Source organism: Mucilaginibacter terrenus, assembly GCF_003432065.1.
In the GTDB taxonomy this organism is placed as follows: domain Bacteria; phylum Bacteroidota; class Bacteroidia; order Sphingobacteriales; family Sphingobacteriaceae; genus Mucilaginibacter; species Mucilaginibacter terrenus.
In genome coordinates this window covers 100977-122023 of the sequence record NZ_QWDE01000007.1, presented here as the reverse complement: position 1 = coordinate 122023, position 21047 = coordinate 100977, and the positions used below count along the sequence as shown (strand labels likewise).

The 21047-nt window shown below is 41.2% G+C and carries 18 protein-coding genes; 4 read left to right on the top strand and 14 right to left on the bottom strand.

The window, feature by feature from the left end:
* Positions 1-966: 966 nt before the first annotated feature.
* Positions 967-1350, bottom strand: coding sequence for a hypothetical protein (locus DYU05_RS20590; protein WP_117385059.1), 384 nt, complete (start codon positions 1348-1350; stop codon positions 967-969).
* 87 nt (positions 1351-1437) lie between these two features.
* Here DYU05_RS20590 and DYU05_RS20585 point away from each other — a divergent pair, with 87 nt between their 5' ends.
* Positions 1438-1680 carry a helix-turn-helix domain-containing protein gene (locus DYU05_RS20585; RefSeq protein WP_117385058.1) on the top strand — a complete coding sequence of 81 codons (243 nt, stop codon included), beginning with the start codon at positions 1438-1440 and terminating at the stop codon, positions 1678-1680.
* Positions 1681-1698: 18 nt separating this feature from the next.
* Here the strand turns inward: DYU05_RS20585 and DYU05_RS20580 are convergent, their stop codons facing one another.
* From DYU05_RS20580 to DYU05_RS20515, 13 genes are all read right to left on the bottom strand, one after another.
* Entirely contained in the window at positions 1699-2199 is a 501-nt protein-coding gene (locus DYU05_RS20580; protein WP_117385057.1) for a hypothetical protein, read from the bottom strand.
* 140 nt (positions 2200-2339) lie between these two features.
* Positions 2340-2858, bottom strand: coding sequence for a hypothetical protein (locus DYU05_RS20575; RefSeq protein WP_117385056.1), 519 nt, complete (start codon positions 2856-2858; stop codon positions 2340-2342).
* A gap of 409 nt (positions 2859-3267) precedes the next feature.
* Positions 3268-3612, bottom strand: a complete 345-nt coding sequence (locus DYU05_RS20570; RefSeq protein WP_117385055.1) for a hypothetical protein — start codon at positions 3610-3612, stop codon at positions 3268-3270.
* A 109-nt stretch (positions 3613-3721) separates the two neighbouring features.
* The gene (locus DYU05_RS20565) at positions 3722-5566 is read right to left on the bottom strand and encodes a DEAD/DEAH box helicase family protein (protein WP_117385054.1); all 1845 of its coding nucleotides are present in this window, start codon (positions 5564-5566) and stop codon (positions 3722-3724) included.
* Positions 5567-5663: 97 nt separating this feature from the next.
* On the bottom strand, positions 5664-6068 hold the full coding sequence (locus DYU05_RS20560) for a hypothetical protein (RefSeq protein WP_117385053.1): 405 nt from the start codon (positions 6066-6068) through the stop codon (positions 5664-5666).
* Between the two features lie 164 nt (positions 6069-6232).
* Entirely contained in the window at positions 6233-7399 is a 1167-nt protein-coding gene (locus DYU05_RS20555) for a hypothetical protein (protein ID WP_117385052.1), read from the bottom strand.
* Between the two features lie 44 nt (positions 7400-7443).
* Positions 7444-8643: a tyrosine-type recombinase/integrase gene (locus DYU05_RS20550; RefSeq protein WP_117385051.1), complete on the bottom strand. Its 1200-nt coding sequence runs from the start codon at positions 8641-8643 to the stop codon at positions 7444-7446.
* 291 nt (positions 8644-8934) lie between these two features.
* Positions 8935-10290, bottom strand: a complete 1356-nt coding sequence (locus DYU05_RS20540; RefSeq protein ID WP_117385050.1) for an alkaline phosphatase family protein — start codon at positions 10288-10290, stop codon at positions 8935-8937.
* Between the two features lie 14 nt (positions 10291-10304).
* Positions 10305-11486, bottom strand: coding sequence for a metabolite traffic protein EboE (eboE, locus tag DYU05_RS20535; protein WP_117385049.1), 1182 nt, complete (start codon positions 11484-11486; stop codon positions 10305-10307).
* Positions 11487-11489: 3 nt separating this feature from the next.
* Positions 11490-12650, bottom strand: coding sequence for a 3-dehydroquinate synthase (locus DYU05_RS20530; RefSeq protein ID WP_117385048.1), 1161 nt, complete (start codon positions 12648-12650; stop codon positions 11490-11492).
* Between the two features lie 28 nt (positions 12651-12678).
* Positions 12679-13548, bottom strand: coding sequence for a UbiA-like protein EboC (gene eboC / locus DYU05_RS20525; RefSeq protein ID WP_205771942.1), 870 nt, complete (start codon positions 13546-13548; stop codon positions 12679-12681).
* A 30-nt stretch (positions 13549-13578) separates the two neighbouring features.
* Positions 13579-14562: a TatD family hydrolase gene (locus tag DYU05_RS20520; RefSeq protein ID WP_117385047.1), complete on the bottom strand. Its 984-nt coding sequence runs from the start codon at positions 14560-14562 to the stop codon at positions 13579-13581.
* A gap of 30 nt (positions 14563-14592) precedes the next feature.
* On the bottom strand, positions 14593-15318 hold the full coding sequence (locus DYU05_RS20515; RefSeq protein ID WP_205771940.1) for an EboA domain-containing protein: 726 nt from the start codon (positions 15316-15318) through the stop codon (positions 14593-14595).
* Between the two features lie 403 nt (positions 15319-15721).
* Here DYU05_RS20515 and DYU05_RS20510 point away from each other — a divergent pair, with 403 nt between their 5' ends.
* From DYU05_RS20510 to DYU05_RS20500, 3 genes are all read left to right on the top strand, one after another.
* Complete coding sequence (locus DYU05_RS20510) at positions 15722-16303, top strand: RNA polymerase sigma-70 factor (protein WP_117385046.1); 582 nt, start codon at positions 15722-15724, stop codon at positions 16301-16303.
* An 89-nt stretch (positions 16304-16392) separates the two neighbouring features.
* The gene (locus DYU05_RS20505) at positions 16393-17427 is read left to right on the top strand and encodes a FecR family protein (protein WP_117385045.1); all 1035 of its coding nucleotides are present in this window, start codon (positions 16393-16395) and stop codon (positions 17425-17427) included.
* 181 nt (positions 17428-17608) lie between these two features.
* On the top strand, positions 17609-21046 hold the full coding sequence (locus DYU05_RS20500; RefSeq protein WP_117385044.1) for a TonB-dependent receptor: 3438 nt from the start codon (positions 17609-17611) through the stop codon (positions 21044-21046).
* Position 21047: the final 1 nt, after the last annotated feature.

Genomic DNA, 21047 nt, shown 5'->3' with positions numbered 1-21047 from the left:
TGCTTCTACAGCATTTGCTACACGTTGAGGGTGGTCAGTTTGTCCCGGAATCCCCTGGTCAGTTTGCCCCGGAATTGGTGGTCAGCTTGCCCCGGAATCAGGTGGTCTCGTTCATCAGAATCTCCACTTTAAACTGCTGCTGTTAACACAACTCTACTGAAAGTTAACCCTTTGGAATTCACTACATTATAATGGAAATACACTAATAGCAAACCTCCAAATTTATTTTTCTTTGTTTATAACTTACAGGTGATGTTAAAAACTTCAACTAACGTCCTATAAACTCATACCTTATCTTTGAAGCAAATGAAAACCCAACGGGCTAGGATTAGTCCGCTGGGCCATATAAACAAAGAGGGTTTCCTTAAACAGGGATTATCCGATATAGTTGAGACACTATCGAGACCGAACTCGATACGATGGTTAAATTCCATCCGGCCTCTTTCTTAAAACCTCAAGATTAGTACTCTTGGGGTTTTTTGTTTAAGTATACAACAAAGGTAAATGTAATTACATCTTAAGTCAATAGTATAAGTGTATTTCTGCTGGCTTCTTATCAACATCATTTTATCTTGTTCTACCTTAGTAATTGCATCGTCTGCGAAGATTGTTGAAAAATAATGCCTGTCCTAGATATTTATCTGGCTATTAGATGTCTGTTTACCTCGTATTCTCATACTCTAATAACAAATGTATTTATCCTCCTGTGTAGCTATCCCATCTTAGTACTGTTAAGACGATACTCGACCTACAATGACGTTTCATAGACATTACTCAGGCAATGATCACACATCGTACCTTTTAATGTGAGAGCAGGCTTTAGATCGGCCAATTGCTTTGACAGTTAATCGTCAGTGAAAATTCTCTACTTATTGGATTGTACTTCATAACTAAGCCTGCCTTGCGGATATTAAAACAGTTCTGAATTTTTAAGCTAAGCGCTTGTTTTTATAAAAAGGTTTAATCTTAGAAGCGTTTACCTGTACAAGTTACTACAACATTTCTTCTTTGACCGTCCTTCTCAAAAGCAAGAAATTGCCACGTTAACGAAGTGATGACGGACATGGTGGTATTTAGCTTTAAAACATAGATTATTTTCTCGCGCTCATTGTCACGTTCTATGTTTTCGTATTCGTTATCGGCCCTTTTCTTTAAAACCATAGATAACTTTCCTATTGAAATTGATGCACTATTATCATAAACATTCAATGTTAAATTCTTTCCTAAGTAGCGACTTGTAGCCTCTTTATAATATTTATCTGGTGCCACAACATCGGTAATTTTAAATGTTTGTGAGAAGCAGACGGTTGATAAGAGAAGGGAAATGAGTAAGAAGAATATTGATTTCATTTTCTTGATAAAGATTTTTGACTAAGATAATAATACTTAGTTATTACTAAGTGTTCCGTGGGCTTTGTTTTTATTCTTTCGTTGTTGATGACGACGAGTTTAAAAACTGAGATTGAAGCTTTTGTAATTAACAAGGTCAAAGAAAAAAGAGAATCATTAGAGATGTCTCAATCTGAGCTTGCTGTAAGATTAGATGTTTCAAATGGTTTTATTGGGCAAGCAGAAAGTTCTAAATCCCCAACTAAGTACAACCTTAATCACCTTAATAAGCTTGCGTTAATTTTTAAGTGCTCAGTAAAAGACTTTTTACCAGATGCGCCTTTTAAGTAGGAGCCGAAACTCCTACCGTCAACCGACTGCTCTCATCAATTTTCTTTTTACATTTTTTGGTCTGTACGGTATTTCTTTAAAAACATGCTTGTTGTAAGCTGAATCTTCTATTACCTCGTATAACTCTGAACAGGTTGTTATCAGATTATTGGTGTGAACGCAATCTTCAATATCGATTGTGGTAGCTTGTCTTGAAGTTAACCGATAGATAGCACGAACAAATTTTGATGAGAAATCTGCAAGCCTGCTTTCTGAATCAAACTGTTCATAGCCAAAGTGAATGTAATAACTGTCCTGTTCGCCTACTTCCAGGCTGAGGTAAAGCATTGGTGATACGAACTGGTGAATTTTAAGCTCTGAAAATGCATGTTTCTCATTTAGCTCTAATGTGCATCGAGCTTCATAAGCGGGCAATGTGGAAATCATTTGCTTTGCAAACTTTAATACCTTGTGGTACGCCTTTGTCACCTCGGCATTATAAGGTAACTGAGCTTGATTAGGTTGTTTTTTCTGATTCATGATTATTTTGTTAATATTTAATGGTGTCCTATTAAAATGAGAAATGCCTGGTCGACAGACCAAGCATTTGAGTGTTATAAAATAGGCAACTGCAGCAGTTACCTTTTAACTAGTCACTTGCAAGCAGAGTATGCCTGCAATCATAGCGTGAGCATTTTGCTACGTAATGAGTAATCCTCTCCTACTTTCTTCTGAAATATCAGCTGTGTTCCCTGAAATCCTATTGTGCCTTTCATGTAATCATCTAAGTCCGTATGCTGCCTTTTTGGAATTGCAGCTAACGTGTACCTGCTTATGAGGTCGTTTACCTTGTAATCGTATGGACAATCATTATAGGTATAGTAGATGTTCATGTTAAAAAGCAGGTCACATTCCAGGTACCAATAGAAATTAGTCGTAAAGAATTTGTAAAGGGTAAAAGGGTCTGAAGGATCATGCAACAGGTCTTTCTCAAAAAAGCGTTCTCCAAGCTGCAGGTACTCTGTTTTGACTATCTCTAAAATACGCAGGTAATTGTTGATGATGACCCGGACTGTTTGGTAATAATTATTAGGATGACTCCTTGGCTTAATTTGCTTCCAACGCTTACCGATCTTTGACTTTCTTGTTCGAGCCAGATTTGAATTTTCTTTTTTGTTGATTTCTGATACTTCTTTCATGGAGAATGGGTGTGTTAAATTGATTGACAATTAGCTTAGGACAGCATGGGAGCTCACGAATGTGAGCTGTTGAGGCAGTATTCATAGTGAAGATTGAAGTCTTCAGCAAGGCTGTATATAGGTGACGAAATCCGAAGGATTGAGCCAGCCTTACAGCTTAAATACCATGATAACTTTTCGTTTCCTATCAGCAACCAGAGAGGGGGTAAAATCTAAGCGGTGTGAGTGCTCAAAGCACAACTTTTATTCTAAAAAAACACAAAAAAAGTAAAAGGGATGTATTTCTTAGATGCCAGGGGGGATATTTTATAAAAAGAGTTTTGGCTATCGTATTACAAGGCTAGCCTTTTAAATGAATGTGTCGACAGGGCAAAAAAAAGCTGCACTAGGCAGCTTTATACTTCATATATTAACCTTTTTGACTAGTGGAGACAGATACCAAACGTCTATAAAACGTGTCTCCGGCCCATTGAAATGGCTCTTCAGCGACTAATAAATCATATCTACGTTTCGATATGTAGCTTGCCACTTCTTTCGAAATTATGTAAAATCTTTCATTATTGGGATCTGGTTCAGGTAATCCTTTTATCCTTTTATGATTTACTTTATAAATAGGAACCCCGTCAACAGTTTGTTTGAAATCAGTACCATCAATTTCCATTCTAGCTCTTCCTTGAGGAGGCAGTATTCGCGTCGGTTGTCCTGCTATATTTGTCAAACCGACGTAAAGGCCTGTATAATTTAAAATTTGCATTATAATTTTTTATTAAAAACTTATATATCTATTAAGGGGCTTTTTGTTCTTGCTACACTAATAATTAAGGGTATAAAAACCCCTAATTTTCAAATGTCTGTAGCAGAACTTATCTTTTAGCTTTATTCAGTATCTTGATTAATTTATAACCTTTTACCTCTTTACCATCAGAATTGCGACCAATGGTTATTCTGTCGGAGAGTTGGCAATACTCCTTCAGCAACTTAACCCCAGGAGTCAGCAGCTTTAAGTTATGCTCTGCCATACCCGCTCTTAACTTGTACATGATCTGTTGTGACGAATAGCTTTCACCTTCATGAAAATTACTCTCTATAGATCCGAGAAAGCCGAAGTGACTTTTTTGACTGCTAATCTCCTTTTGCTGTATTGCCTTCCTGATTTTGACGTGGTCAAACTCAAGGGCTTTCGCCTCTTCAAGTCCTATTTTGTCAAAAGCATCAAAAACTTGAGAAAATTCATCTTTTAGACTTTGCAGCTGAAGTTGCCATATAAAAGTTGTCTGATCTTTTTTATCATAAAGTTCTTTAATAGCTGGCATTACAACCTCGAAAACAGTTTTTAAACGCGCTTGCTTATCAGTTCTTTTTCTATCCAAGTCAGAAAAGGAATACCATTCCGATTTTGCTTTCATCTTGAAATGCTTAGAATCTTTGTATATTGTCAATAAAGATTGAACCGATTGGTAGTAACCTTTCTTTCGCTCTTCATAAACTGTATTATCTTGCATAAAGTAATTAATCTCGCCATCCAGGTTGATGTACTTAGCAAACTCAATTCTAGTCAACGCCTCTTTCATAACTTCACGACCATAAGATGTGGTAGTGGCATCATGTAAACGTTTCAATGTTTGATATGTACTATGCCCAACCTTAAAATCATCGACACATTCTTGTTCAGATTTTGCTTTCAATTCTGGATCAATATTGGTTATGTGGATCACTTCCTTTTTAGAATCAAAACCGTCGACTTTCCTGAACCGCCCAATAATTTGAATAGATTCACTACAAGGGTCTATGGTAGAATGGGCAGCAGTAACAAGATCAGATATAATGATAATAGTTGGATTTAAGACGTTATCTATATCAACAGCCGAGAAGAACCTACTGGTAAAGAAATTGTATTTTTGAAAAGGACCAATATCTGTACTTAAATGCTTAAAGCCATTTACCTTCAGCTTACCTTTGCTTTCCCTAGCACAAAAAACTGCACTATCGTCAAGAATATTTAAGCTCTGGATTAAAGATGCGATTGCATCCGTTGAATTAAAGAAGATAAAATATTGGTCTCGCCTGTTTTCTTGAAAAAACTTAGCGAGAGTGTAATGAACATTATTAGTGTCTATAACTGTTATCTGCTCTTTGTAATCAAACGTTGGTTTTATGTTAAATATATCAAACTTCTGTAACAGAAAGTTAGGATCACTCGGGATTATAGGCGTTGCTGAAATGAATGCTTTGTGTGTAAATAGAAAGAAATCCTTCATTGGTAAGGCAATCTTTTCACGGTAGCCAACGTCTTGCACAACTCGCTCACATTCGTCAAATAGCATAAAGCTATGTGAGTATATATTAATTGCAAGTTCTTCAAAAGCCTGTTTTACTTTGAAATAAGATTCAGGAGTAGTGATTATCTTTTTAGCTTTATTGTCAGATTGTAAATAATCAACAATCATGTCTACTGTAACTCCTTCATAAACACCTAAAACGGTTGGGTTTTTCTTTGACTTGTTGTATTTCTTACATTTCCCTTTTATAACTGGAAGGTTGGGTTCAATTATGATGCTGTGCCGGAGAAGGTATTCTATTTCCAAAGTCGTTGCTCCAATGCCGGTTAATACTTTAAATAAAATGACATTTGAGGGAATACAATCCATTATGTCCTTTAAGTACTGTTCTTTCCCTATTTTAAGGAATTTATAACTGCTTTTATTCATTTTTTTTAATAATAGATATCTGATAGTCGTCAATGACTTCACTGGATATGATAGTGTTGAAATGAGAGGGTGGTTGACTAACCACCCTCAGAGGAAATTACTGTTGGCTAATACTATTGATTAGCTTTTCAAAAGTTGGTACGTTTTGGATACGCCCATGAGCATAATCCATAATGAAGTCGTACATACCGCATTCATTTAGGATTTGAAGATTCTGCTTCGTTTTGCCATAGCCGAACCTAATCCATATAACTTGCTCACCATCTTCGTTCGAAAGGGTTGGCTCAGAAAGTAAGCCTCGACCAAGGGCCATATTATCGAACATTGTCTTGGTGTGACCGACCCTGAAAGCCTTTTTACCATTTTTTTGCTTTCTCAAGCTTGCTAAAAAACTTTCTTTAGATGTATACCCTTCAGGGTGTTCATCATTGAAAAATACGAATCCTTTTTGCTCGTCCAGAGCTTTGCTGCTACCTAGCAGCTCATTTAATAGATTTGACATGTTTGTTATTTAATTTATTATTAAACATCAAACGAGCGCTCGTCTTCTGCTATTTGTGAGGTACAAAGTTAACGATACATCAAAAAATAAAAAACTTAGAATACTGTTTTACAGCGCTTTAAAAGGTTAAACTACTTCAAAAAATTGCTCATCTTTAACCTTTTTTAATATTTGGTAGAACTGGACAGGTTTTTAAAAATATTATTGAGTAGTGTTATTGGGGAGAAGTTGGTTGTTCCTGAAACTTTAAGGTTAAACGTTTTTAAGCTTTTTGATACTTGATTGTAGAGCGGTTGCTGAACGAAATGTCCGCTATCGTCAATAAAACCGAATATAATAGATAACCGAAGAAAGAGAATAGCTCTTCTAGCGTTAGTTTTATTTTTAGTAATTAGTAACCCGTTATTATTTAAATAAGAATTAAGGATATTGTACCATGCTTTGAAATTGTGTGTTTTATGACTCTCTCTGTTCCAATTACCTACTAGATTATCGAGTTCTTTAGCATTAGGATTAAAAACTTCCTTCAACCTACATAGGTGTTTGTATAAATCGGTATTGTGAGATTCTTGTTCTTTAAACAGTCTCCGAACAACATCTGTCAAAATCTCCCTTTTGAACCATGAACTTTGCGGCTCACAGTACCTCGATTTAAAATTCTCCTTGTATCCAAAGATTGTTGATACGTCTTTAGAAATGTATATGTTTATATCTTTATCACCTGTCCTAAAGTCAATTCTTATATTGGTTTGCTTTCTGATTTCCTTAACAAGGTTTAAAGCTTCATTAGTGCTTAATTTGCAGAAGTCTAATTGATTATCTGAATCAAGGAATGATTCAATGGGCTTATTTGTAACAATAGTGAGGAAGCTTAGAATGATGTTATTGACCTCATCAGGGTACAAGTCCTCATCATCGAACGCCTGATATATACTGTCAAGTGAATAATCTTTTATTGGGGCTTTGAGCAAACTAACCAGCAACTTACCGTTACCCCTCAGGTAATTTTCTTTAATTATTTGTTTTTCTTTCTCGTTTGAGAAGCTCTCAAACGTTTTTGCCAGAAAAAAGATTTCATCACTTTGATGATTATTTAAAGCAAGGCCTTTAACAATGTCTTCATAGTCGTGAATATATTGCTCTAATTGCTTGTCTTGAATGATAATACTTGGAGTGAAAGTGTAAGGGAAAGTGCCATCAGCTCCAAAGTCAATTGCATAATGATTGTAGAAACTGTTTACTGCCTCTGTTAAATTGTAATCGTTGATAAAACGGTTCCGAAGACTTAGCAAGATTTGCTTATTCTTTGTCGCTGTTGTTATGGATGCCATGTTAGTTCTAGTAAGGATTTGCGGTGGTTTTTAAGGTTACAAACTTATAATTGTGGAGCAGCATCTCTCAACTCATCAGTGCTGAATTCGCCTAAACTTCTAAGGTATTTTAGGGTGACTAATATTGAGGAATGACCAAGCAGCTTTTGAAGCAGATAAACGTCTTTCGTTTTTTGATAAACTTCGATTGCGGCAGTATGCCTGAAAGAGTATATAGTCTGATCTTCATAAATTAGACCTAAAGCATACATCCTTTTGTAGGCTCTGCTCCAGGCAGTATTGAAGTATGACTCATTAAAAGGTTCCTTCTTTAAACTAAAAATGTTTTCATTTCTCTTCAAACCTTCCAAAATTGGTTTTATCACTGTTTGAGCATACTCGGGTATGTAAACTACTCTAACTTTTCCACCTTTGTTACCTTCGCCAGATAGATGAACTTCGGTGTCGTCTTTCTTGAAATCTCCCTTGGTAAGTAGTCGAACTTCTTCATGCGGGCGAAGCCAAGCGCCATAGGTAAGCAGACAGCATAAGTAGAGCTTGGGATTATAAGTTAGCAGGTAAGTAAGTATTGGTTTTAATTGGCTCTTATCATAAGGTTTGTGAAGCTTAGCTTTGGATTTAATCTTACTGGATTCCTGCACTGTTTTTACATTCACATTAATCGTTTTAGCGGCTAGGGTAAATAGGACGCCAAGATCACGACGTTTGTTCATGTAATAAGTACCTGTAGAATTGTATTGATTCAAAAAAGACTCTATACGTACGATGCTAATTGCTGAAAGAGGTCCATTTAATTCCTCATTACTCATAAAAGTTCGAAATTGCCGATAAATTGTCTTAAGATTTCTTTTATACTTCAGGCTTAGATTAGAACGGAGTTTGGTTTTTACAGCTTTAAATAACGTCGAGATAGCAGAAGGATCTATCATTTCAGAACCTTTGCCAGGCTTATTGGCTACAACGGTCTTTTGCGAACGTGTTGAATGTGGATATTCGTGTATTTCGAGAGCCTTGCGAATCTCGAACAGCAATTTTTTCAATAGTTGTTGCCTTTCAGCAATTGACTTAGCACGATTAGGATTTAGTGATATGCCAACATTTTTACCATTGTATTCCCTTATTCGTTCTCCATTTAAGTAAAATGTTACATAACAGCGTTTGGATAAATCCCTTTCATTAATAATTGAAGGCTCTGTGAAAGTGTTTTTTTGATTAGACATTTGGCGCACATTTGGCGCACTCATCCATATAAAGCCCTTAAATGCCTTTTAAACGTCTATAAGCTGGATAGAGCAACAGATTTCTAATCTGTCGGTCTCAGGTTCGAATCCTGATGAGATCACCAACCAGGAAGTACCCGGACTCTCTATCCCCTTAAATACTAATTTAAGGGGGTTTTTTATTAATTATCTTTAAACAAGACTTCCTTCCCTTATAATTGAGTTTGAGCAATACCGCAATTACTAAACGGGATGCCCATTATGGTCAGACGCTTGTAGCTATCGAAAGAAAATAATTAACAGCGACAGCGTGCGCTACTGTTCAGTTAGCGTCTTCCATATTACATCATAAACATCAACGGCAGTGACCATCTCCTGGTTAATTTTATTAGCTGTAACCAGCACAGCTTTAAATTTGTCTTCAATATTCACTCTGCCATGTGATCCTTTGATCAGCGTAGCCTCCAGCGGGATAACATCCATCACATAACGAAAGCCTAATTTTTTACGCAGTAATTTATAAGCCGCACGACCTTTCGACGTCATAAACATCTCTACCGGGTCGTAACCCGGCTTCTTGTGTATATCAACCATACGGGCATAGTCAGGCGCTACGGCATCATCCAGCCAAAAATAATAGGTGAACCAGCTGTCTTTATCGGCCATTACCACCAGGTCGCCGGCACGTTCGTGGTCGATGTTGTATTTCTTTTGTTCGGCACGGTCAAGTACCAACTCTACTCCTTTTACCGACTTGATCAGGCCCTTTACCTTATCAGTAACCGACGGGTCATTGATATAGATATGGGCTATCTGGTGATCCGCTACCGCAAATGCTTTTGATACACCGGGATCCAATAATTCCAAACCGTTCTCCACACGTATGCCCAGCATATCGTTTTGACGTAACAGACGATTCAAATGTATAGGATTGCTTACCGGGGCGATGCCATATTCGGACAGCAGGATGATCTTTGCACCTTTACGCTCGTAAAATGTCACCAGGTCTTTTACCACCTCATCTATCTGTTTCAGTTCAGGTGCGATCTTGGTCAGATCCGGACCAAATTTTTGAAGGCAATAATCGAGGTGCGGCAGGTAGATCAGCGTCAAGGTTGGGTTATGCTGATCATCAGTATACATAGCAGCATCGGCTATCCAACGGGTAGACTTGATATTAGCACCGGGCCCCCAAAACTGAAACAGCGGGAACTGGCCTAATTTATTTTGAAGTTCATCGCGCAATTCAGGCGGTTGCGAATAGCAATCTGGTTGTTTACGGCCATCAGCTAAGTATTGCGGGCGTGGTGTTACCGAGTAATCAGCACTCGAATACATATTGTACCACCAGAACATCTTTGAAGTAGTGAACGAAGGATCTAGCGCTTTGGCTTTATCCCATATCTTATCGCCGATGACCAGTTTGTTAGATTGCTTCCAGAACTTGATCTCGCTATCTGTACGGTCATACCATCCATTGCCAACTATACCATTCTCCGACGGCCATTTGCCGGTCACGTAGGTGGACTGTACCGAGGTGGTCACGGCAGGCAACACTGGTTCAATAACGTTCAGATTGTTTTTCGCAATGTAAGCGCTCAAAAATGGCGTATGCTCGCCGATCACCGAGGTTGACAGGCCAACAATATCAATAACCACCGTTTTATTCATAGGTATTAGAAGTTTTACAGGTTAAGTTGCCCGATCACCCAATTCAACTCGCGACCGATGGAGTTAGCGATCGGGATCTTCAACTCCGCAGGCAATACGCCCCAGGTATAGGTCTCGGCTTCTAAATGGTTAGTAAAAGGCTGCTCTTTCCAAATAGCCAACACCTCACGGATATCACTTTGGGTGGAATTAAGCAACCCGAAGCTCTCCAAAAATATAGGCACATGAAAATGGGCGCGCCATTCTAAAGCGTCGTCTTTTAATAGAAGCGCGTCCGGCAGATCCGGGTAGCGGGCTAACTGCCCGTCAGGCAACCTCGCGATCACCTGGTGCAGATAGGTCGGCTCGTCAAACTTAGCAAATTCGTCCAGCACGGTTTGTTTATTATCAGCATCAAAAGAGGCTTTTAAGGCAGCGCTGATCTGGATCTTACCGGTCTTAATACATTTCGTAGCTAATTCATCGATCACTTCACGATGCGATTCGTAACCGATAGCGAAGTGGCAAACATCATAACATAACTGGATATGGCGTTTAATGATCTCCTCTGCCGTATCTCCAAATTGCTCGGCACCTAAAGGCAACAACACCTGTTCGTACCAATCGATAAACTCGCGGCCTGTCTCTAAAACACCATCAGGTTCGGGTTCTATATCAAGGTGAAGGGTAATGCCACTCTTGGTGTAAATATCATTCAATTGTTCGGCTATGGCCAGGATATTTTTTGTAGCGATAACCGTTGCCTCCTGCATCTCATTCGCGGTAGCGAACCAATGTTTATAGCTTAACGGCGAGGTAGATATGCCGCCTTCCATACCTTCTGGCAACAGCGCCGCCAGTATGCCAAAGATGCGTTGGGTATAAGCCACACGATCAACAGTTGTCCAATCCGGAGCATGCACCTGATCTTTTACCACAGTATCATGAAACCCTCCGTACGGGAAACCATTCATGGTAAAGACATAAGCATCATTATCTGCCAACCATTGTTTAAACTCTTGCAGGTTATCGCCCGACAATATCTCGATACTTGCCTGATTAGATAAGCGCAGACCTATGCCCATTGCGGCATCAGGCGAAACGTCAGCTTTCACCTGCGGAAAATTCTGCTTTAGCGACTCAAAGTGCGCTGCCCAGCTCTCGCCCGGGTGGATATTGGTGCAGTAACTTAAATGTGTATTATGAAGGATCTGCATAGGCTATTGTAATTGCTGATGCGTTTTGTTTGCTAAGACGTGGCCTGCCTCTTCTAATAAAGCGGCATCCATCTCGTGGACCTCTTCTCCCATACCTATGGCGCTTAACAACATAATTGTCAACTGACCGCCAAGGTGCTCTCTAAATTCTTCCAGACCTGCAAGTAAAGGGCTTTTGCCTTCGTTAACCTGCATCAATGGATGTGTCACCTCAAAACCTAGGGTGATCAACACATCAATAACACGCTGACTATCTGTAGGTGTTAAACGTCCAGAAAGCTGAGAATAAACCGTATCCAATGCGATACCCATTGCAACAGCCTCGCCATGGCGAACTTCGAAGTTGCTGAGGTATTCTAATTTATGTGCGCTCCAGTGACCAAAATCCAGAGGACGGGATGAGCCACTTTCAAAAGGATCGGCGCCGGCTATGTGCTCCATGTGCAGTTTAGCGCAACGCCAGATCAGCTCGGCCATCGCCATCATATCGCGCTGGGCCAATGCCGTGGTATGCTCTTCTATCCAATCAAAAAAGTTAGCGTCTTTGATCAGCGCCACTTTAATAGCTTCGGATATGCCCGACCGCCAGTCGCGCTCGTTCAGCGTGTGCAGGAATAACTCATCGTTAAAAACCGCTACCGGTGGCGCGAAGGTGCCCAGAAAGTTCTTTTTGTTAAAATAGTTGATACCGTTCTTTACGCCGATACCAGAGTCATTTTGTGACAGTACCGTAGTCGGGATGCGGATGTGTTTTATCCCGCGATGCGATACCGCGGCGGCATAACCCACCATGTCCAGCACCGAACCACCTCCAATAGCAGCGATGTACGAGTGGCGGTCGATACCGTAGGTGTTTACCGCTTCAACCACCTGGTCAAAATGTTGGGTATCGTTCTTTACCTCCTCACCACCGGCAACGATCAGCATCTCAGGAACTAATTTAACAGCCGTATGGGTGGCAAAATAGTTCTTGATCTGCGACCTCAATTGCGGGTGCGCTTCGGCCACGCCGGCATCGATCACAAAAAAGATCTTACGCTGCGCTGCGCTTTTTGTCTGCGACAGAAAATTGGCCAATATGTTATTGCCCACCTCGAAGAGGCCGGCAGTGAAAAACACGTTATATTCAAACTTTACAGTGAACGACTGTTGTAAATGCTCCATGAGGGGTACTAAAACAAAAATTAAAAGATCATGTAACGGCAAATATACGCGACAACCACATGGATAAAGGTAACAAACAGGCTATCAGCAGCGCCACATAAATAGTACTGAAGGTAGCCGCCCAGGCCGCGTCCATCAATATCAATGATATCACGCCGGCCTTCACCGCGCCGCCGATATTCTTACCGATAGGCTCTTTAATGGCCTTTAGCAGCGGCTTAAATATCATATACAAAAACGGAATAACGAATATGGCCGTCATTAACAAAGTATTATTACGCAACCCAAAATAAACGATAGTACCGGCTACAACGGCGTACAAGCCCGAGCCGATATACAGGTTACGCCTGCTGCCACCGTGTACCTCGCCCCTGCTAATCATCGTAATACAGAAGATGTAAATGATAGGCACGATAACCAACGGATACCAGGCAGATAATAACGACGGTACGATGCTGATGCCCAGCATCAAATTCAATCCCCTGCAAAAGCCCATGTTTAGCGGACCAAAGAACGGGTGATGCTTGCTACTTTTGTTATACAGTAACGCAAAGAACGCGATAGCTGCGGCTATGGCACCCGAAATATTGTTGCATACGAACGCTGCTACGATTCCGATAATAAGTAAAACTACACCCAAGGTAGATGCTTGTTTAATCGTAATGATCCCGCTTGGGATGGCACGCTCAGGGCGCTCTATCTTGTCCAGGTCGGCATCGAACACATCATTAAAAACGATGCCCCCCGCGTACAGGCAAGCTGTAGATAGGCTTAATAATAACACCTGCGACAGATAGCCTTGCATGGTTAAAGCGCCTGGCTGGGTAAATACACCAGTGATGGCTATGCCCGCCAGCACGTCGGCTACCGAGGTAACCACGTTGGCCGGGCGCATCATACGTAAATAACTGATAGTCTTCCCCAAAACTTAGCTGATGATGATGGACGATTTATCTATACGCGGTTGCTGACCACCACGCAAAATGCTGTTACCTGCAAACTTTGCACTCTGATCAATGTTGACACCAAAATCGGCCTCGTCTATCTGCCTACTTTGTGCAAAGGCTGTGATGGCGTTACGGTAGGTCACCAATTCGATATCCGCTTTGCTGATGCCTTGTTGCTGCATCAATGCGGCGGTTTTTGGTACGGCTAGCGGATCGCTGATGCCCCAATCGGCCGCAGAGTTGATCATAATACGCTCTGAACCATATTGTTTCACGATCTCGACCATGCGCTGGTTACCCATTTTGGTAAACGGATAAATAGTAAACGCAGCCCAAAAGCCGCGGTCCAGTACCTCTTTCACAGTCTCCTCGTTATTATGGTCAATGATCACCGAGTAAGGATCCAAGCCTTGTTCTAAGGCGATATCCATACTGCGTTGGGTGCCGCGTTTTTTATCACGATGCGGGGTGTGCACCTGTACGGGTAAGCTGGCCTCTTTAGCCAGATCCAGTTGGGCACGGTAATATTTCTCTTCGGCAGCGGTTTGGTCGTCAAAGCCGATCTCGCCTACACCTACTACGCCTTCTTTGTAAATAAACAGCGGCAATAACTCCATTACCTGCTCCGCCAAAGCTTCATTATTAGCCTCGCGCGAGTTCAATCCAATAGTACAATAATGTTTTATACCAAATTGCGACGAACGAAAACGCTCCCAGCCGATCAAACTGCTGTAATAATCACGGAAACTATCCAACCCCGTACGCGGTTGACCTAACCAAAAGGCTGGCTCTATTAAAGCCACCACACCGGCATCGGCCATGGCCTGGTAATCGTCGGTAGTGCGCGATGTCATGTGAACATGCGGGTCAAAAAACTTCATGCATTTTACGGCGCTGATATCAAAGGTTTCCGGCTTGGCGTCGGATGGGTAAGGCGGATTCTCAAAAGAATGGCTGCAGCACATATCGTTGGGTATTTAAGAATGTTCTTTGTTCTAATTTAAACTGTATTGTTGTTTCAGGTCGGCAATGGCAGCGGCACCAACTATGGGCTCGCAGAGTTGCCACAGTTCAGGTACTACGGTACGTCCGGCAGCGCCACGTTCACGGGCATGATCCAGCAGGATACGCACCAATTCTTCATTGTTACGTTCCTGCAAGCCGGTGATATGTCCAAGGTCCTTCTCGGTAAAGATCGCTTTCATCACCAATTGGTTCCAGGCATCTTGTGACAGTTGCTCGGCCGGATAAGGGTTGCGATACATGATCGCTTCCAACACAAGGCCGATGTTACTACGGACACCTTCGGCACAACGCTTAACCCATAATTCGGGATAAGCCAAAACTGGCAAGGCAGAGTACAAGGCCACTAACTCGTTCATCTCGCCTGCAAGGAACAAGTTCTCCAAAACTTTAACATACCGATCTCTATCACCTGGATCGGCTTGCACTATCAGAAATACCCTGCTTAAACGCTCAACGGTCCAATCGTCAATATCAAAGTTCGGTCGAATGGTCTTTAAGTCGGCAGTTTGTTCAGCTGTTACAGATATGGTTGCTTTGCCTGTTTTACGGGGCATCATTACAAACGCAACGTTAAAAGCATTTGTGTTTTCGATATCGCCCTGCTTGCTCAACCAGACCCAGGCATCACCGGTAATATTTTGTTGTAAGATGACGCCAACCAATTCCTTTAGCGCCTGTACATCGTATGCGAACATATTTTCCTATGGCTATCTATCACTCACTACAGTTGCCCTTTTGAAATGTAGCGGCGTAAATGTAAACAATGCGCTTTATTCTGGCAGATTCGCAACAAGGAAATTACGATAACATTCATCGTTATTTTGTTTTCTTACTAACCGTCAACAAAAGTGTGGCTACATCCTTTCCACTCTTTCTTATAGCCCATTATCATCTCGCGGCTGAGTGCTTTAGACAAGACTTACCAACTGTTGATGATTTTCCTGCAACAAGAGGGTGATAATTCCTTTGTATCATAAAATTTACCTCATAAGCATAAATATTAATAACAAATGACACTCCGAAGTTTTTAAACAGATGTTTTTATAGATTTTTGCACGTTAATAGAATGTAAAGTTTGTTTGCATTTGTACTGAAGAAATGACTGGTTTAAATACGCTAGATGATAAAGACTTATTTGCCTTGCTGCAGCAAGGACGACTAGGCGCGTTTAAAGAAATTTATACCAGGTACTGGAAACAACTTTACTCAGAAGCTTACAAACGACTCCAGAACAGAGAATCAGCAGAGGAAATCGCGCAGGAAATATTCACTACCTTGTGGCATAAGCGTACCACTCTAAACATCAATCAAAATCTTGCCGGATATCTGTTCACTTCGGTTACCAATCTGGTAATTGATTATCATCGGAAAGAACTGGTGAGGGAACGCCATAAATCATCCCTGCAATTGGTGTACAGTCAGGCTGATACATCAATGGAGGACGCCTTGCTGGTTAAAGAACTACAACAATCTATCGACGAGGAAGTAAAATCCCTGCCCGACAAATGCCGTTCGGTTTTCCAGCTTAGCCGGATAGAGCACAAAAGCAATAAAGAGATCGCCTCTGAACTGGGCATCTCGGAAAAAACGGTTGAAAACCATATCACAAAAGCTTTAAAGCACATTCGGCTGGGGTTAGGTCACTATGCGTCGCTGCTGGCAATTTTCCTTTTAAAATAATTTGCAACTTTTTTTCATGTTAACGTAGGGGAAACGCCCTTCTTACACGTCGTTGTTTTTATAAGCCAAATTATAGTCTATTCTTTTTCATGAAGAAACCCTTACCCGTTGAGTTACTGGAAAAGTATTTGCGTGGCGACTGTTCCGAAGAGGAAAAGGCGTTAGTTAAGCAATGGTACGCCTCTTTTGATAATGAATCAGGGTACCTGGATACGCTTGCTGCTACGGAACTGCAAAACTTAGAAGATAAGATTTACAGCCGCATACTGGCCAACATAGAAGTTACTGATGCGGATAATGTTGTTAACTTACCAGCAAGGCGCCCTGGCAAGTGGTATAAAGTAGCAGGTGCCGCGGCCGTATTGTTAATGATAAGTACAGCCGCACTATTTTACTTTAGGACGAACAACAACATACCGAGCACGCTAGATACTGCTGCGGTGGAAACTATTGCTGTTACCAACAATTCCGATCATATATATAGATCTGTTTTGCCGGATAGCTCAACCGTTTGGTTAAACCCACATGCTACTTTACACTATCCAAAGGTATTTGGTAATAAAGCACGTATGGTTAGCATGACCGGCGAATGCTTTTTTGAGGTGACAAAGAACCCGGCCAGGCCTTTTATTATCACCGGTAACACTATAGTAACTAAGGTTTGGGGCACAAGTTTCCTTATAAGGGATAATGGCACCGGCGAAAAAGCAAATGTTTCCGTTGTTACAGGTAAGGTGTCGGTGAGCATTAAAGATCGGAATACAGGGAATTTGCTGAGCCTGAACAAAGGCGAGGTTATATTATACCCACAGCAAAAAGCTACATACCTGGCCAACACTCATGTACTAAGCCAGGAAAAAATGGTTGATAATTCAACGTTAAAAATTTGGCAGCACGTAAGCCTCAACTTTGATAATAAGCCATTGAAAGACATTGTTAGAGTATTGAATACCACTTTCGACGTAAGCATAAGAGTAACAGACACGGAGATTAACAAGTATAAGCTCAACGCAGATCTATCGGGCCTTAACCTTCCTGAAATACTGGAAGCGTTGAGCAAATCGATGAATATAGATTACGCTGTAAAGAATAGCACAATAGAACTTAGCAAACCAATCAATTAGAACATTAAAACCAGTTATGATGACCAAAAATCCTACTTAAAAGAAAAAGGCCTAAATAAAAAAGCTTAGAAGTGTTGCGAGCACTCCTAAGCCTAAAATTCAGCCCGTTAGCAATCGACACCACCAAGTGGTGAAGGGGCGTTAATTGTTCCATTTTTTCAAAAGAAACAAATCAAATATAATGAAATTTCATTTACGAAACCCTATTCCCTGGTACCAAATCATGCGGATAACATTTATTCAAATCTTTCTTCTGGCAGTGTTGAGCAGCATGGCTTACTCAAACACCATCAATGCACAGAACGTGCTTGATAAGAAAGTTACGCTATCGTTAAGCAACATGACATTACAGGATGTGCTTAATTACCTGCAAAAAAACGATAACGTTAAATTTATATACAGCAACAACGCCATTAATGTAAACCAGCAGGTTACCGTCAACGCAGTTAATCAGCCGCTGAAAACCGTCCTAGACCAGGTATTAAAAACTAACGGCATCTCTTACGAAGTATTAAAAGATCGCATAGTGCTTGGCAAATTGGCAACAGCAGAAACAACTGTTAACTATGCAGATGTTAAAGCTGCCACCCCAATTACCGGTAAAGTTGTTGATCAAAACGGGCAAGCTGTTATCGGCGCCAGCGTTTTAGAAAAAGGCACTACCAACGGTATAACCACCGACATTAACGGTAACTTTAAACTTAACGTTGCCGGCCCTTCGTCGGTGTTGGTTATTGCTTATATTGGTTTTAACAGTCAGGAGGTTGCAGTTGGCGATCAAACTGCATTAACTATAACCCTTGTTGAGAATGTAAAAAGCCTCAACGAAGTTGTTGTAGTAGGTTATGGTACGCAAAAACGCGGCAGTGTAACCGGTGCTATCAGCAGCGTAAAAGCTGCCGACCTGCAAGACCAGCAGTTAACCCGTATTGATGATGCGCTTAAAGGCCGTACTGCAGGTGTAAACGTAGTACAAAGCTCAGGCGCTCCGGGCTCGGCCCCAACAGTACGTGTACGTGGTGTAACCTCTATAAACAACAGTAATCCATTATACGTGATTGATGGTGTGGTAGTGGACGGTGGCCTTGATCTTGTGAACCCTAATGATGTGGAGTCTATTGACGTGCTGAAAGACGCAGCCGCTTCTATTTACGGTTCCCGTGGTTCAAACGGCGTCATTTTCATTACCACAAAAAAAGGTAAACAAGGCCCGCCAAAAGTATCTTATAACGGCTACGTAGGCTGGCAAGGCCCGGTAAGCAAACCTGAACTGGTTAATGCTACTCAATACGCTACCCTGAGGAATCAGTCGCTTACTAACGATGGCAAGGCTGCTTTATTTGCCAACCCTTCCGCTTTAGGCACAGGCACAAACTGGCAGGATGAGATCTTCAGCAACAGTGCGATGATCCAAAACCATAACCTGGCGTTAAATGGTGCTAACGACAAGGCAAACTACTACACCTCATTTGGTTATTTAGACCAGAAAGGTATTGTAATGCCCGAGATATCAAATTACAAAAAGTTCACTTTTACTGTTAACACCAGCTACAAGGCAAAAAAATGGTTAACCGTTGGCGAGAACTTTACCTACTCTTACGTAAGAAGCAGAAATAACCTGAATACCAACAGTGTATTCGGCGGTCCGTTAAGTTCAGCACTTAACCTTGATCCTATTACCCCTGTTACCATTAATGATATAAATGCACAGCCGAATGCCAGCACTTATATCAACAACTCTGCAAACATCATCCGGAATGCACAGGGTTTACCTTACGGTATATCCAACTACGTATCACAGGAGATCACCAACCCGTTAGCGTACACACAAACCCAAAATGGAAATTATGGTTATGCAACCAACCTGCTGGGTAATGCTTTTGTTGAGGTTGAGCCAATTGCAGGCTTGAAGCTACGTTCACAGATAAGCGCTAAACAGGCGTACTACGGTAACGAATCGTTCACTCCTATCTATTACCTGAACTCCAGCACAAGTAACTTGTCTAATACCTCTTTCTACCGCGAGAACGACAGGAACCTTTCATGGAACATTGATAACACCGCTACTTATTCACGCGCTTTTGGCAAACATAACTTCACTGCCTTAATTGGTACAAGCGCCCAAAAACAAAGCGGATCGGGCATTGCAGGTACCTTCATCGGCTTGCCGGTAAATACTTTTGCAGAAGCATCTGCAAACTATACTTTAGCTAACGTTAATAAAATAGCAAATGGCTTTGATAACCAGCCTTATACACTGGCATCAACCTTTGCTAGGTTAACTTACGATTATGATGGCAAATGGCTGTTTACCGGCATTATACGTCGCGATGGCTCATCTAAATTCGGCAGCAACAACGTTTACGGCGTGTTCCCATCAGGACAGGTTGGTTATGTAATGTCGAAAGAAAGCTGGTTCCCACAGAATTCTTTCGTAAACTACTTTAAACTGCGTGGGTCTTACGGTATAGTAGGTAATGAAATGTCGTTAAATCCGTTCCAATACACCGCGACTATTGGCAGCGGACGCAATTACATTTTTGGTAATCCTGAGACGGTATATGTTGGCTACAGCCCTAATGCGCCATCAAACCCGGATTTGCAATGGGAAGAAACCCGCTCTGCTAACATCGGTTTTGATGCAACCTTCCTTAACAATTTGACGGTTACGTTTGATATCTATCGCAAGCTAACAAAAGGTATGCTGCAAACTGTACAGCTACCTGCTTATGCTGGTTTTGCCGGTCAGCCTTCAGCCAACATTGGTGATATGGAGAACAAAGGTGTTGAGTTAAACCTGGGCTACAACAACAAAATTGGTCAGTTTAGCTACAACATCGGCGGTAATATCTCTTACAACCATAACGAAGTAACTTACTTAGGAAGCCAGATCAACTTCTTTACAGTGGGTAGCGTTCAGAGCTCAAACTACGAGATAGGCCGTACCGCTGTTGGTCAGCCTGTTGGTGCTTTCTACGGTTTTCAGGAACTGGGTACATTCAAATCACAGGCTGAGGTTAATGCTTACACCTCATCAACAGGTGCTTTAATACAACCAAATGCTAAAGCCGGTGATTTTAAATGGCAAGACGTTAATAACGACGGTAAAATTGATGCATCTGACCGTAAATACCTGGGTAATCCACTGCCTACTTTTACTTATGGTGTTAACTTAAGTGCTAACTACAAAAGCTTCGACCTAAGATTATTTGGCCAAGGTGTTTGGGGAAATAAAATTTACCAGGCTTACCGCAGGTTAGATATTGCTTCCGCAAACTACCCGGTTGCTGCTTTAAATGCATGGTCTACAGAAAACCCTACCAGCAACTACCCTAGGCTGAGCGATGCAGACCCGAACAACAACTTCAAAAACCCATCAAACTTTTACCTGCAAAGTGGTGCATACTTCCGTATCAAAACTCTGCAAGTAGGTTACGCTCTACCAAGCACGTTCTTAAAGAAAGCTGATATACAAAGAGCGAGAATATTCCTGAGCAGCAACAACCTGGCTACTATAACCGGTTACAAAGGTTATGATCCGGAGATCAGCGGCGGTATAGATATGGGCATCTATCCTCAGGCGCGCACATTTATGGTTGGTTTAGATATTACATTATAAA

Excerpts from the sequence above, each read along its gene's own strand:
- DYU05_RS20570 (WP_117385055.1), bottom strand. The coding sequence starts at position 3,612 with ATGCAAATTTTAAATTATACAGGCCTTTACGTCGGTTTGACAAATATA.
- DYU05_RS20505 (WP_117385045.1), top strand. The coding sequence starts at position 16,393 with ATGAAGAAACCCTTACCCGTTGAGTTACTGGAAAAGTATTTGCGTGGC.
- DYU05_RS20520 (WP_117385047.1), bottom strand. The coding sequence starts at position 14,562 with ATGTGCTGCAGCCATTCTTTTGAGAATCCGCCTTACCCATCCGACGCC.
- DYU05_RS20550 (WP_117385051.1), bottom strand. The coding sequence starts at position 8,643 with ATGAGTGCGCCAAATGTGCGCCAAATGTCTAATCAAAAAAACACTTTC.
- eboC (WP_205771942.1), bottom strand. The coding sequence starts at position 13,548 with ATGATGCGCCCGGCCAACGTGGTTACCTCGGTAGCCGACGTGCTGGCG.
- DYU05_RS20590 (WP_117385059.1), bottom strand. The coding sequence starts at position 1,350 with ATGAAATCAATATTCTTCTTACTCATTTCCCTTCTCTTATCAACCGTC.
- DYU05_RS20530 (WP_117385048.1), bottom strand. The coding sequence starts at position 12,650 with ATGGAGCATTTACAACAGTCGTTCACTGTAAAGTTTGAATATAACGTG.
- DYU05_RS20515 (WP_205771940.1), bottom strand. The coding sequence starts at position 15,318 with ATGTTCGCATACGATGTACAGGCGCTAAAGGAATTGGTTGGCGTCATC.
- DYU05_RS20565 (WP_117385054.1), bottom strand. The coding sequence starts at position 5,566 with ATGAATAAAAGCAGTTATAAATTCCTTAAAATAGGGAAAGAACAGTAC.
- DYU05_RS20510 (WP_117385046.1), top strand. The coding sequence starts at position 15,722 with ATGACTGGTTTAAATACGCTAGATGATAAAGACTTATTTGCCTTGCTG.
- DYU05_RS20555 (WP_117385052.1), bottom strand. The coding sequence starts at position 7,399 with ATGGCATCCATAACAACAGCGACAAAGAATAAGCAAATCTTGCTAAGT.
- DYU05_RS20580 (WP_117385057.1), bottom strand. The coding sequence starts at position 2,199 with ATGAATCAGAAAAAACAACCTAATCAAGCTCAGTTACCTTATAATGCC.
- eboE (WP_117385049.1), bottom strand. The coding sequence starts at position 11,486 with ATGCAGATCCTTCATAATACACATTTAAGTTACTGCACCAATATCCAC.
- DYU05_RS20585 (WP_117385058.1), top strand. The coding sequence starts at position 1,438 with ATGACGACGAGTTTAAAAACTGAGATTGAAGCTTTTGTAATTAACAAG.
- DYU05_RS20540 (WP_117385050.1), bottom strand. The coding sequence starts at position 10,290 with ATGAATAAAACGGTGGTTATTGATATTGTTGGCCTGTCAACCTCGGTG.
- DYU05_RS20500 (WP_117385044.1), top strand. The coding sequence starts at position 17,609 with ATGAAATTTCATTTACGAAACCCTATTCCCTGGTACCAAATCATGCGG.
- DYU05_RS20575 (WP_117385056.1), bottom strand. The coding sequence starts at position 2,858 with ATGAAAGAAGTATCAGAAATCAACAAAAAAGAAAATTCAAATCTGGCT.
- DYU05_RS20560 (WP_117385053.1), bottom strand. The coding sequence starts at position 6,068 with ATGTCAAATCTATTAAATGAGCTGCTAGGTAGCAGCAAAGCTCTGGAC.